Origin of the sequence: Priestia sp. BR_2 (genome assembly GCF_041954005.1) — a bacterium.
Lineage (GTDB): Bacteria > Bacillota > Bacilli > Paenibacillales > Paenibacillaceae > Paenibacillus_AQ > Paenibacillus_AQ lautus_A.
Genome location: NZ_JAVFHM010000294.1, coordinates 73,977 through 86,239, shown reverse-complemented (window position 1 = coordinate 86,239; position 12,263 = coordinate 73,977). Strand labels below are relative to the sequence as shown.

Below are 12,263 nucleotides of genomic sequence, written 5' to 3'. Positions count from 1 at the left end.
GTGCTGCCTGATATCGCTGGAGAAACTTCCGTTACGTGCAGTTTGTTTGCCTTATTGAAAGTACAGCAGGCGTTTTTTCGAACGAGTCTTGTTCACTCTTTCTCATTATATGCCAAAACAGGAGTTGCCACCAAATCAAACATCAGAAACGGCCATGCTCTGCATTTCATGCAGGTTATTTCATCTATGCTTGATGGTCATGCCTAGGGCAGAAGAGCGAGAAACGACTTGGCCGCCGCAGATAGCGGAATGCCTCGAAGCGTTGCAATTCCAATGCTGCGCTCGGGAATCGGCGGATCGAGCGGCACCTCGATCAGCTGGCCTGTTTGCAATTCGTCGTTGGCATAGTCGCGAATGACAAAAGCCAGTCCGAAGCCGCTTCGGGCAAACTGTACCAGCAGCTCGATGCTGCCAAGCTCGAACTCCGGTTTTAACTTCACGCCTTGGCGTTCGGCGAATTGATCCACGTACCTCCTCGTGCTTCCCCCGGTCTCCAGCATAAGCAGCGGGTAGTTCCCGATATCGTGAAGGGACAACGGGTGCGGTAATCCGGCCCGCTCCGCATACGATTTGCCGGCCACTAAACAATCATGGATCGGCGAGCTTGGGCGAAAGTCGATTTGTTTATCGGAAGCCGGTAAATGAACGATGCCGAAATCAATCTTCCCTTCCTTAAGAAGCGACAGCGTTTCCGGGGTGGTTCGGTTGGTGATGCGGATGCGAATATCCGGATAAGCGGCGTGGAAATACTCCAAATGCGGCAGCAGGTAATACTTGCATAGCGTATCGCTTGCCCCGATATTGATTTCGCCGCTGTGCAAATTATGCATGTCCGCGATCGCCTTCTCGCCGATTTCGATCAAACCGAAGGCTTGCTCGATATAGCGAAACAGCACATCGCCCTCGGACGTGAGTTTCACTCCCTTGGTGGTCCGAAAGAACAGCGGACCTCCGATCGTTTCCTCCAAATGCTTAACGGTATGGCTGACGGCTGGCTGGGTGATATGCAGATGATCCGCTGCCCTCGATAAACTGCCGAGCCGCGCAGTCCAATAAAAGACGCGATACCACTCCATATTGATTTCCATCATGATGACCTCGATTTTATCAAATGATAACAGGAACCTTGGATCGAAATTCGAGAGTTCATCTTCGAATTCCACCGTTCCCCGTATTCTTCTCTAAAGAATCGTATAACATAAGCCAAACTAATGTCCACTATTACTAATATCAATTTTATTTATAATCAAGCGGCTCATATAATGAGCCATGTACAAGAAAATGATCGTAGGAGGCGAACATGTTTTGACAGTCACAGCCATTGTAGGAGCCAATTGGGGAGATGAAGGCAAAGGTAAAATGACGGATGTTCTTGCGGCGCAATCGTCGTATGTCGTTCGATTTCAGGGAGGGAGTAACGCGGGGCATACCATTATCAACGATTACGGGAAATTTTCGCTGCATATGCTGCCATCGGGTGTATTCTATCCAAACGTAACGAATATCATCGGTCCGGGAACGGCTTTGGATATGGAGGTTTTGATCGGGGAGCTTCAGGAACTGGAAGCCAGAAACGTTCCCGCTCCGAAGCTGTTTATATCCGAGCGCGCCCAGGTCGTGCTTCCCATTCATCGGCTGCTGGATGAACTCGAGGAAGAACGGCTCGGCGCCCGGGGATTCGGTTCCACGAAACGCGGAATCGCGCCCTTCTACGCGGATAAATATGCCAAGCTGGGCATTCAGGTCGCTGATCTGTTACACCCCGAAGGACTTCGTGAACGGCTCGAGCAGATGCTTGACATCAAGAATGTGCAGCTGCAGCATCTTTACGGAAGGGACCCGCTGAGCGTTGATGAGATGGTCAAGCAGCTATTGGAGCCCTTCCAGTTCCTGTCCCCGTATATTCAGGATACGACCACGCTGCTGCAGCAAGCTTATATGAAAGGCGATCCGATTCTTGTGGAGGGCCAGTTAGGAGCCCTGCGCGACCCGGATCACGGGATATACCCGTTTTCCACCTCCTCCTCCACGCTGGCAGGCTATGCACCGGTCGGAGCAGGACTTCCGCCGTACGCTATCAGCCAAGTCATTGCCGTTGTTAAAGCATACTCAAGCTGCGTCGGCGCAGGCCCCTTCGTGACCGAACTGCATGGGGATGAAGCGGATGAACTCAGACGACTTGGCGGCGATGCAGGCGAATACGGAGTTACGACCGGCCGGCCAAGACGAATGGGATGGTTTGATACGGTAGCCACCCGTTACGGCTGCATGATTCAGGGAGCTACCGAAGCCGTTCTCACCAACCTTGACGTACTGGGGTATCTGGATGACATTCCGGTATGCGTCGGCTATGAATTAGAGAATGGAAGCATCATTGACCATTTTCCGGTAACGGCCGATCTGCGGTCCGCAAAGCCTGTCCTGCGAACGCTGAAGGGCTGGAAATGCGACCTGTCGCATATCCGTTCCTTCGACGAGCTCCCGGAAGCGGCGCAGCAATACGTGCAGTTTATTGAATCGTCCATTGGCGTACCCGTCAAGACGATCTCCGTCGGCCCGAGACGGGATCAGATTATGATGAGATAGCAGATACATGGCTTGTTTTCACTTGGCCAACGAAGCCTTCCAGAATGCGCCGGACACCAAGGGGATCGCTCAGCATCGGCAGATGACCGGTGCTGAGGCTCTCCACCCTGTCCGCCGACAAATTGGCTGCCATACGCTCTTGCAAGGATTCTCCGAACTCCTTGTCTTGGGTGAGCTTCACGTAAAGCTTAGGCACTTGGGGTGCGGATGCTTGAACGCGGTCCGTATAGACCCTACGGGATTCCGGGATGAACTCTGCTGCGATGCGGGAGGCCTGCTCCTCCGGCAAATCGCTGCACAGCCCCTTGCGGATCACGGATTCAGGCGGCTTCGTTCCGGCCATTTTTAATAAAACCGGCATGATGATCCTCTGGGGAAACGGAAGCGCCGAAATAAACGAACCGCCGCTCTTAGGTATGGCGGCACCGATGGCAACGAATCCGGCTACCCGTTCGGCTAACCTGGCAGCCAGCTCCATGGCCAACACCCCGCCCAGGGAATGCGCCACAAGGACGAACTTGTCCGTATCCCATCTTCTCACCTGCTCCGCCATATGGGTTACATAATCCTCCAGCGTCAAATGATGCCCGGGCATCCCTGCAGCCTCTTCCCGCGACGGGTAATCAACCTTCAAACACGGATAGCCCAGTCCTTCCGCAACGATATCCCACACGCCTCCGTTCATTCCGGCTCCATGTAAAAAAACAAACCCCAGTTCTTCCTGCATCATTTTTTGTTGTTTAGTCATGCATATTCCCCTTCCATAATGTACCTTTGTTCCAAGGATTCAATGGAACCCTTGCTGCTTGAGAACATCATATCCGTTAAATAAGACAAATGTTGTCTTATTTAGAGAATAAGATAAAATAAATAATCAAGAGACTGGGGGTTCATAATGCAGAAATCGCAGCGCCTGATTCAATTAATGATGATGATCAATGCAAAAAAGTCGTTTACCGTAAGAGAGCTGGCCGACGAATTCGGACTCTCCGTTCGAACGATATCAAGAGATCTGGATGAGCTGAGCGGGCTCGGCGTCCCCATTTACTCTGTGCAAGGACGAGGCGGCGGCTACAGATTGCTGCAGGAACGGATGCTGCCACCGATCAGTTTCACGGAAAGCGAAGCGATTGCCATCTTTTTTGCCTGCCAATCCCTGAGCTACTTCAGTACGCTGCCCTTCGGTGAGGGAGCCGCCACGGCGCTCCATAAGTTCTATCATTACTTGCCGACAGATATTAAGGAGCAGATCGACCGTCTTAAGGATCGCGTCATGATTCACAGCCCGTTCCGTCCGATGTCGGCCGATATTTTACAAACGTTAATGCAAGCCGTCATGGTCCGGCAAGCGGTCACGATCTCCTATCGTTCTTCCGCCGGAAGCAGCCAGCGGCATATCCAGCCGATCGGGCTGTATGCAAGCTCGGGGTACTGGTATTGTCCCGCCTACTGTTTTACGCAAGAGGACATCAGGCAATTCAGGGTAGACCGGATGACGGCGGCCAGCCCCAATGAATCCTTACCGATCCGTGAAGATATCGCGAGCCAAACGCTGCAGGACATGCCCGAGATCGGGGATGTCGAGATGAAGTTTTTTGAGGTAGAATTAACTTCCAAAGGGGTCTGGCTGCTTGAGACGGATACACGGCTCGGTCCCCATATCCATCGGAACACGGACGGCAGCGGCGTCGTTCGGCTTGAAATACCGGCAACCGACGTCAACTTTTATGCGGACTATGTGTGGCGTCTCGGAGAGGAGGCAGTCATCACCTCGCCAGCCGAAGCGGTTCAATGGACCCGGGAGAAAATTGAATCCATGAGATTAAGGTATACATAAGGACAACTCAATCCCAGTTGGGAGAAATGAAGGAGAGAATATGCATGACTTCACAAGTGGATCGCTTAATTGAGCGGATAACGGAAGAGCTTCGCGGGGTACCCGGCGTTACAGGAGTCGTTCTCGGGGGATCCAGGGCCAAAGGAACCGCCAGACCGGACTCCGATATCGATATCGGCGTTTACTATGATGAAGCCCAAGGTTTCAAGGTGGAGGACATCGCCAAAATCGCGAAGAAATTAGATGACGAGCATCGGGACGGGATTATCACTTCATTGGGCGAATGGGGAGCCTGGGTTAACGGGGGCGGATGGTTAGTGATCGAGGGGTATCATGTGGATTTCTTATTCCGGGATGTGCACCGCGTGTCCGGCATCATCGACGACTGTTCGGCAGGAAAGGTGTCCGCGCATTACCAAACCGGACATCCGCATGCCTATCTGAATGTCATGTATATGGGGGAAATTGCGATCTGCCGCATATTATGGGACTCGGATAACCGCATACAGACTCTGAAAGCCAAAACGTCTCCCTATCCGAAGCCTCTGCAGGATGCAATGATCGGCTATTTCACTTTCGAGGCATCCTTCTCTTTGATGTTGGCGAATAAAACGGCTTTCAGCGATGACGTCACTTATGTTACAGGTCACTGCTTCCGCTCCATTTCGTGCTTGAACCAAGTGCTCTTTGCCAAAAATGAAATGTACTGTATCAATGAGAAGCGTGCGGTGGCCATGATCGAGACCTTCTCCCGCAAGCCGGCGAATTACAAGGAACGCCTGGACCAAGTGATCACGCTGCTCTCATCGGATACAGAAAAAACAAAACAAGCCACTGCGCTGCTTCAGGACCTTATAGCCGAAACGGAAGCTTTGTAGCGCATAGCCCTCATTTCTTATTCATCCATTTGTAAGACACACGGTCTGCAAACCGCGGAAACAGCTGATACAGCCTTATGCCAAAGGAGGCCAGTCTCGGAAGATTCAGTTCTTCCTTGCGTTTATGAACCAGCTTTACAACCTGATCCGCAACATAATCCGCCTTCATCATGAACCAGCTTACATTCTTGACATACCCGCCGGTCGGATCGGCCAAGGAAAAGAACGGAGTATCGATCGGCCCGGGGTTTACGGTCGATACGGTTATGCCCGTGTTCCGCAGCTCCTGGCGGAGTGAATTGCTGAACCCTAGCACAGCATGCTTGGTAGCCGAATAAGCCGTGGATTTGGCCGTTCCGATCTTCCCCGCCATGGATGCGATGTTGACGATTTGACCGTCCCCTTGCTTCAGCATGCCCGGCAGCACCGCTTGCGTACAGCGTACAATGCCCATATAGTTGACGTCCATCATATCCTGAAACTCTTCCTGCGGCATGTCCATAATACTTTCAAACTTGCCGTATCCGGCGTTGTTAATCAGTACATCGATTCTGCCGTGCCGCTGAAATACGGCCTCCATGACAGACGACACCTGCTCAGAGTTCTGAACATCCATGGTTGCCAGCTCGTGGGGACCGGATAAACGCGTACCCACCTCCTGCAGACGATCGGCCGAACGGGCGCACAGAACAACGTAAGCCCCCTGAGCGGAGAGCTTCTCCGCGATCAAGGCACCGATTCCGCTGGATGCTCCCGTAACAACTACAACTTTATGATTCAGCATGATTTCATTATCCCTTTCCTCACCGGCGCAGCGCTCCATTCTAAATATCCACAGAGCAGCTTCACGCACGGACTTGGGTTCATTACTCCTATTTTATGAAATCATGACTTGAATATCCAGCTCTCCGATTCCTTCCATTCGAAGCGGAATACATAGCGCCTTCTTCTGAATAAGACTGGAGGTGCTATCCGACTTCATTACCTTGGGAGGCGTGATATCCACGCTGACGCCCTGGTTCGATAAAATGGTGCTGGCATTGCCGCTGATCATGTTGCCGAGCTCTGAAATCGCGCTTTGCCCCATCTCATCCATTTCGGTAATGACATAGCCGCCCATCATCACCGATACCATCTGCAGCGCTACCTGCTCCTGAATTCCAAATACGATGTCACCGTTCATTTGGCCTGTCATGCCGATTTGGATCCAGATATGATTCTCCATATATCCGATCTCTTTGACCCCAAGATTCCCCGTGGAGGGTGAAACCTGTATGACTTGTTCGATAACGTGTCGTGCGGACTCTAAAAAAGGATTGATGACTTCCGCTTTCATTCCTCATTACGCCCCTTTCACTGGGTTGTTGGTCAGGGTCCCAAAGTCCCACCTATATATTTAAACATTATAATGGATACCTTGTAATAAATCATCACAAAATAGCGACAGCCCTCATTCCGACCACTGTCTTACGATGTCAGCTATCGCTTGAAACGCTTTAGTACGAAGATATTCCTTTCGCTTAAACGGGCCTTAGGTCTCACCTTTTTTCTATGTCTACTTTACTATTATCGGATGGTTTCCCCATCTTTTAATAATAATTAAAATGAAAATAAAAATGTTTTTCATCTTTTTCGGCCGAAAACCATCCGGTTTGCTCCCTTCGTTGCTCCACCGGGGAGAATAACCTATAATTTATAACATACAGGTTGCACGCGATAGATGAGCGGAAGAATATATCAAGAAGGAGGAAGGCTATGAACATCAGCCAATTGGAAACGCTTATTACCATCTCCAAAACGATGAGCTTTCGCAAAGCGGGAGAGCTTCTTAATCTGACACAACCGGCGGTATCCGCCCAGATCAAGAGCCTGGAAGAAGAATTTAAGACGGTGCTGGTGGACCGGAGCCAACCCGTGACGTTAACGGACCGGGGCCAGGTCTTCGTGGATCATGCCGAGCAGATCCTCGGCATCGTGGATGAGTTGAAGCAGCGGCTGTCCGACCTTGATCAAACCCCCCAGGGTCATATCCAACTGGGCACAACCACTTCCATAGCGATTCAGATCCTGCCGCGGGTACTTTCCTACTTCCAGGATCAATTCCCTCACATAAAAACAACCATTCAATCCATGGCCTCTTCCCAAATCTACCACAGCGTGGAGAACGGGCTCATCGACATCGGGATCGGCTATCTGATCGAGCGCAATCCCAACTTAAGCACATCCGTTCTGTATTACGATACCTTTGAGCTGGTCGTATCACCCCAGCATCCGCTGGCCAAGCTTTCCACGGCCAACATGGATGTGCTGGCCGGAACCCCCCTTATTCTGCTAACGCGCGACACCGTCGGCCGCCGCTTCGCCGATGAAGTCATGAAGAAGCACGGCGTCGATCCTCAGGTGGTCATGGAACTGTCCAGCAGCGAAGAAATCAAGCGGATGGTCGAGATCAATCTGGGCGCAGCGATTATTTCGAAGCAGTCCGTGGCGACGGAGTTGCGCAACGGCACCCTGCAGATCGTTCCCCTAAGCGAGCTTGAAGTCAGCCACCCTGTCGGCGTAATCTATAAGAGCGGGCGTTATGTCAGCTCGGCCATGCGCCAATTCCTTAGTGATCTAAAGGGCATGCCCGAGACCCAATTCATCAGCAGTGAATAATGCCGACCGTCCCATAGAACCATAACCAATCAAGCGACATGAAGGAGGTCAATATGAAATTCGATCTGCATACCCATCACTTTCGCTGCGGCCACGCCGACGGCAATATCCGGGATTACATCGAGGCTGCGATCGCAGCAGATTTAAAGGTCATCGGGATCTCCGACCATACGCCATACTTCGGAAGCCCGGAAGAACAGCCCTTCCCGGCCATCTCCATGGCGAAAGCGGACTTTGCGGCCTACGTGCAAGAGGTTCTGGACTTAAAGCGGGAATATGAGGGGAAAATCAAGGTCCTGCTGGGCATCGAATCCGATTATTTCCCGAACCATGCCCAGGTTTACCAGCAGGCGTTATCGGCCTATCCTTTTGACTACATCATCGGCTCCATCCACCACGTCAGGGATGTCAGCATCTTCAACAAGAACCGCTGGAAGAAGCTGACGCCTCAGCAGCAGGTTGCGGATAAAGAGGAATACTTCAATCTGATCCGCCAATCCGCCCGAAGCGGAATGTTCCAGATCATTGCCCATATGGATGCGATGAAGGGCAATTATCCGCTGTTCTCCGAGATCAAAGCCGATGAAGCGATTGAGGAAACGCTGAAAGTCATTGCGGAATCGGGCCTTGCCATCGAAATCAATACCTCCGGCAAAACCAAGCTGTGCGGCGGCTGGTATCCGTCGAACGCCATATTGGAAGTAGCGCACCATCACGGCGTCGAGGTCACCTTCGGCTCCGATGCCCACAAACCGTCCCGGGTCGGAGATGAATTTGACGAAGTGGCCAAGGTGCTTAAGGAAATCGGATACACGGAATGGGTCTATTTCGAACAAAAACAGAAGGTGCCCGTACCTCTTTAACGGGGTACTCCTTCTGTTTTTTTGCATTTCATGGTTATTGGCGGCAAAATGGGCAAAAAAAGTGGACCCGTTACCGGGTCCGAAACATAATATATATTCTCAAAAGGGGGTCATGTGATAAGTTTAACCCGCGGCTGTTAGAGTTTGATAACAGGTATATTTCAATTGTGTAACAAATTCCAAGTGATCCTTTCAACTTGAAATTTTCAGATTACATATCAGATTACATATCCCGCTTTCGCTTAAACCATGGACCGCAGCGTAAGCACGGTAAGCTCCGGCTTGCATAGGAAACGAAAAGGCAGATGCGTCGTGCCGATTCCCCTGTTTACATAGAGCTGCATGCCTTGGGAACCCACGGTGTACAGGCCCTGCACGTAACGTTTGGCTCCAGGCGGCGTGATCACCTCGCCCATCCAAGGCAGGCGGATCTGTCCTCCGTGGCTGTGTCCGGATAGCTGAAGATGAAATGGATAGACTGCCGCAGTATCTGCATAATCCGGCTCGTGCATCAGCAGCAGCTTGAACATGCCTTCAGGCAGATCCCGAATGGCAGCTTCCGGATCCGGCGTTCCCCAGATGCCATCGTCCAAGCCCGCAACGGCGAAGACGGCACCCTCCCGCCTAATCTTCACGGCGTCGTTGCGCAGCACCTGAAACCCGGCCTCCTCCTCCAGAGCAATCAGCTTCTTCACGTCCCCGTAATCATGGTTGCCTAATATAGAGAATAAGCCTAACGGGGCTTTCAGCTGAGCGAGCGGTTGAATGGCAGCCCTCATATCTTCCGCATTACCGTCCACCATATCTCCCGTAAAACAGATCATATCCGGTTTTTCATGATGAATGGCTTGCACCACGCGGGCCGCGTTGTCCGCCCCTGCATGAAAGCCCAGGTGCAAATCGCTAAACTGGACGATCTTCATGCCATCAAAAGCCTTGGGCAGCGAAGGAAACGTTAGCGTGTGTCTCGCAATATCCAGTTGACGAGGCTCCCATAACGACGCATAAGCACCGCCAGCAAGGCCAGCTCCGGCCAAGACGGAAACGCCGATCTTCAGAAATCGGCGGCGCGACATCCTCTTCTGTTTAAGTTCTCGCTTCGCCTCGCCGCCGGCTGTACCCTGGGGCATCTCCGAGGATAGATTTCTCATAGGGGGACATCCTCCTATATAATAATGAAAGAATTCAAGTATTAACGCTCTTATGTTTGTTCATATACATGAAATAACAAGAGAAAGGGGTTTATGTATGACTGTTAACGATTCGATCGCAGCCATAGTTTCGGCACAGCGGCATTTTTTTCATAAAGACATCACCAAGGAAGTGGATTTCCGTCTCCAGCAGCTGACCAAGCTGCGCCAAATCCTGATTGCCAGAGAGAACGATATCATGGAGGCGCTGCGCAGGGACCTGAACAAGAGTGAACAGGAAGCCTTCACGACCGAGATCGGAATCGTCTACAAAGAACTCTCCTTTATCATAAAGAATTTGAAGCGCTGGGCCAAGCCGCAGCGCGTCAAAACCGCGCTGACGCATGTGGGCAGCAAGGGAATGGTCTATCCTGAGCCCTATGGGACGGTTCTGATTATCGCTCCCTGGAATTATCCTTGGCAGCTGGCCATCTCTCCGCTGATCGGAGCCTTGGCCGCCGGAAACACGGCCATTGTGAAGCCATCGGAACTGACGCCTAACGTATCCGCACTCATTACGGCCATCATGAAAGAGACGTTTGAGCCGGAATACGTGGTTTCTGTAGAGGGAGGCCCCGAGGTTAGCACGAGCCTGCTGGAGCAGCCTTTGGATTATGTCTTTTTTACCGGCAGCACCCACGTCGGCAAAATCGTCATGGAAGCCGCCGCCAAGCAGCTGACACCGGTAACGCTGGAGCTCGGGGGCAAGAGCCCTTGCATCGTCCACGAGGATGCGCCCCTTGCCCTGGCGGCTTCGCGTATCGCATTCGGCAAGTTTACGAATGCAGGCCAGACGTGCGTCGCTCCCGATTATGTGCTCGTGCACAGCAAGGTGAAAGAGAAGTTCATCGCGCATCTGAAAGACGCCATCACTTCATTCTACGGCGAGACCCCGCTAACCAATCCCGATTATGGGCGCATCGTTTCGGAGAAGCATTTTGACCGGCTTTCCAACTTTCTGGACAACGGAACCCTCCGCCACGGCGGGGGCACGTCGCGGGATAAATTGCTCATCGAGCCCGCCGTGCTGGACGATATCACCTGGGATATGCCGATCATGGAGGAAGAAATCTTCGGCCCGCTGTGTCCGATCCTGACCTATGAGGATCTGCACGAGGCGGTCCAAGCGATTCAAGCCCGTCCCAAGCCGCTCGCGCTTTACCTGTTTACCGAGAATGAAGATGTACAGGATTACGTGCTCTCCTCGGTTTCTTTTGGCGGGGGATGCGTCAACGACACGCTGATGCACCTGGCAACCCCCTTTCTTCCGTTCGGAGGCGTCGGCGAGAGCGGGATCGGCTCGTATCACGGGGAATACAGCTTCCACACATTCTCCCATAGAAAAAGCGTACTTAAGCAAACCAACCGGTTTGATTTTAAATTCCGTTATCCTTCCAAGAACGGGCTGGGCATTTTAAAAAAGCTGATGAAGCCTTAGCTTTCATCCAGCTTTCGCTTTCCTGCCCCGTTAACTATAACTAATAAAGGCGCACCGTTGTCGGCGCGCCTGTTTTACTTGGATGAATGTTTTCTGCGATGCGGCATATTGCCCTTTGTCTTCACTTCGCCGCCTTCCGTCTCCAGTCCGTCGTCGCCGGGCTTAAAGATCCGGCGCAGCGTCCCCAGCATGGACAGCGCATAAGCAACGGTAACAAAGCTGAAAGCAATCTCCAGCACCACGACAAGCCGGGACGTATTATCGACAGGGGCTACATCGCCATACCCGACCGTGACAAACGTCGCCATGCTGAAATACAGGAAGGTAATGAACTGGCTCAGCAAATCCTGACCGAGGTTCTCGCCTTCGAAGGAAACGCCTCCGAACAGCTTATAGATCGACATATACACCACCGTGAAAAATAGAATGCACATCCCCGCCGCCATGCTGATCCGAACCAGGGTCGTTTTCATATCGACATGCTGATGGACAGAGTCTGCAATCTTATCGAAGATATACAGCACATAGAAAATAACGGAACATAATGAAAACAGCAGGATCAAGGCCCGCATGCCACCTTCGCCGGGTACGACATGCATGAGATCAATCCAGCCGAGCAAATCCTCGACCGATATCAGGACATAAATAAGCAGCGGCGCCAGCAGCAAAGGCCTGCTGGACCACTTCTTGTCCATGCTGTAAAACAGATAGATCAACGACAGCAAGCCCGCCAAATTGAGCAGCCACATCCACCAAGACATCTCTAGTCCCTCCTTGAGGCCCGCAACCCGCAGGCCGTGCCATTACGTCCTA

At 52.0% G+C, this 12,263-nt stretch carries 12 protein-coding genes; 6 read left to right on the top strand and 6 right to left on the bottom strand.

The features are described 5' to 3' along the window. Nucleotides 1-203 precede the first annotated feature (203 nt). The gene (locus RB298_RS24085) at nt 204-1,088 is read right to left on the bottom strand and encodes a LysR family transcriptional regulator (protein WP_192572753.1); all 885 of its coding nucleotides are present in this window, start codon (nt 1,086-1,088) and stop codon (nt 204-206) included. Nucleotides 1,089-1,305: 217 nt separating this feature from the next. On the opposite strand from RB298_RS24085, the gene RB298_RS24080 reads away from it, so the two are divergent. Continuing rightward, nucleotides 1,306-2,586, top strand: coding sequence for an adenylosuccinate synthase (locus RB298_RS24080; protein ID WP_277747023.1), 1,281 nt, complete (start codon nt 1,306-1,308; stop codon nt 2,584-2,586). Here the strand turns inward: RB298_RS24080 and RB298_RS24075 are convergent. Next, nucleotides 2,573-3,334, bottom strand: a complete 762-nt coding sequence (locus RB298_RS24075; protein WP_096776624.1) for an alpha/beta fold hydrolase — start codon at nt 3,332-3,334, stop codon at nt 2,573-2,575. The two genes, RB298_RS24080 and RB298_RS24075, sit on opposite strands and share 14 nt — an antisense overlap. Before the next feature lie 147 nt (nt 3,335-3,481). Here RB298_RS24075 and RB298_RS24070 point away from each other — a divergent pair, with 147 nt between their 5' ends. Both RB298_RS24070 and RB298_RS24065 read left to right on the top strand, forming a co-directional pair. Then, entirely contained in the window at nt 3,482-4,423 is a 942-nt protein-coding gene (locus tag RB298_RS24070; RefSeq protein ID WP_486048910.1) for a helix-turn-helix transcriptional regulator, read from the top strand. Between the two features lie 44 nt (nt 4,424-4,467). Further along, on the top strand, nt 4,468-5,301 hold the full coding sequence (locus tag RB298_RS24065; RefSeq protein WP_486048908.1) for a nucleotidyltransferase domain-containing protein: 834 nt from the start codon (nt 4,468-4,470) through the stop codon (nt 5,299-5,301). A 10-nt stretch (nt 5,302-5,311) separates the two neighbouring features. On the opposite strand, the gene RB298_RS24060 is transcribed toward RB298_RS24065, so the two are convergent. Both RB298_RS24060 and RB298_RS24055 read right to left on the bottom strand, forming a co-directional pair. Beyond that, nucleotides 5,312-6,085 carry an SDR family NAD(P)-dependent oxidoreductase gene (locus RB298_RS24060; RefSeq protein ID WP_283771829.1) on the bottom strand — a complete coding sequence of 258 codons (774 nt, stop codon included), beginning with the start codon at nt 6,083-6,085 and terminating at the stop codon, nt 5,312-5,314. A 93-nt stretch (nt 6,086-6,178) separates the two neighbouring features. Then, complete coding sequence (locus RB298_RS24055; protein WP_009593072.1) at nt 6,179-6,637, bottom strand: chemotaxis protein CheX; 459 nt, start codon at nt 6,635-6,637, stop codon at nt 6,179-6,181. 419 nt (nt 6,638-7,056) lie between these two features. Here RB298_RS24055 and RB298_RS24050 point away from each other — a divergent pair, with 419 nt between their 5' ends. Both RB298_RS24050 and RB298_RS24045 read left to right on the top strand, forming a co-directional pair. Then, on the top strand, nt 7,057-7,959 hold the full coding sequence (locus RB298_RS24050) for a LysR family transcriptional regulator (protein WP_009593067.1): 903 nt from the start codon (nt 7,057-7,059) through the stop codon (nt 7,957-7,959). 53 nt (nt 7,960-8,012) lie between these two features. Continuing rightward, complete coding sequence (locus RB298_RS24045) at nt 8,013-8,822, top strand: histidinol-phosphatase (RefSeq protein ID WP_090908850.1); 810 nt, start codon at nt 8,013-8,015, stop codon at nt 8,820-8,822. A 242-nt stretch (nt 8,823-9,064) separates the two neighbouring features. Here the strand turns inward: RB298_RS24045 and RB298_RS24040 are convergent, their stop codons facing one another. Beyond that, nucleotides 9,065-9,973, bottom strand: coding sequence for a metallophosphoesterase (locus RB298_RS24040; RefSeq protein ID WP_192570603.1), 909 nt, complete (start codon nt 9,971-9,973; stop codon nt 9,065-9,067). 97 nt (nt 9,974-10,070) lie between these two features. Between RB298_RS24040 and RB298_RS24035 the strand changes: the two genes are divergently transcribed. Further along, nucleotides 10,071-11,450: an aldehyde dehydrogenase gene (locus RB298_RS24035; protein ID WP_404565866.1), complete on the top strand. Its 1,380-nt coding sequence runs from the start codon at nt 10,071-10,073 to the stop codon at nt 11,448-11,450. Between the two features lie 74 nt (nt 11,451-11,524). Here the strand turns inward: RB298_RS24035 and RB298_RS24030 are convergent, their stop codons facing one another. Beyond that, nucleotides 11,525-12,211 carry a potassium channel family protein gene (locus tag RB298_RS24030; RefSeq protein ID WP_015737401.1) on the bottom strand — a complete coding sequence of 229 codons (687 nt, stop codon included), beginning with the start codon at nt 12,209-12,211 and terminating at the stop codon, nt 11,525-11,527. Nucleotides 12,212-12,263 lie beyond the last annotated feature (52 nt).

Bases quoted from the DNA above. Each gene is read 5' to 3' on its own strand.
- RB298_RS24085 (WP_192572753.1), bottom strand. From the start codon at position 1,088: ATGGAAATCAATATGGAGTGGTATCGCGTCTTTTATTGGACTGCGCGG.
- RB298_RS24075 (WP_096776624.1), bottom strand. From the start codon at position 3,334: ATGACTAAACAACAAAAAATGATGCAGGAAGAACTGGGGTTTGTTTTT.
- RB298_RS24070 (WP_486048910.1), top strand. From the start codon at position 3,482: ATGCAGAAATCGCAGCGCCTGATTCAATTAATGATGATGATCAATGCA.
- RB298_RS24065 (WP_486048908.1), top strand. From the start codon at position 4,468: ATGACTTCACAAGTGGATCGCTTAATTGAGCGGATAACGGAAGAGCTT.
- RB298_RS24060 (WP_283771829.1), bottom strand. From the start codon at position 6,085: ATGCTGAATCATAAAGTTGTAGTTGTTACGGGAGCATCCAGCGGAATC.
- RB298_RS24055 (WP_009593072.1), bottom strand. From the start codon at position 6,637: ATGAAAGCGGAAGTCATCAATCCTTTTTTAGAGTCCGCACGACACGTT.
- RB298_RS24050 (WP_009593067.1), top strand. From the start codon at position 7,057: ATGAACATCAGCCAATTGGAAACGCTTATTACCATCTCCAAAACGATG.
- RB298_RS24045 (WP_090908850.1), top strand. From the start codon at position 8,013: ATGAAATTCGATCTGCATACCCATCACTTTCGCTGCGGCCACGCCGAC.
- RB298_RS24040 (WP_192570603.1), bottom strand. From the start codon at position 9,973: ATGAGAAATCTATCCTCGGAGATGCCCCAGGGTACAGCCGGCGGCGAG.
- RB298_RS24035 (WP_404565866.1), top strand. From the start codon at position 10,071: ATGACTGTTAACGATTCGATCGCAGCCATAGTTTCGGCACAGCGGCAT.
- RB298_RS24030 (WP_015737401.1), bottom strand. From the start codon at position 12,211: ATGTCTTGGTGGATGTGGCTGCTCAATTTGGCGGGCTTGCTGTCGTTG.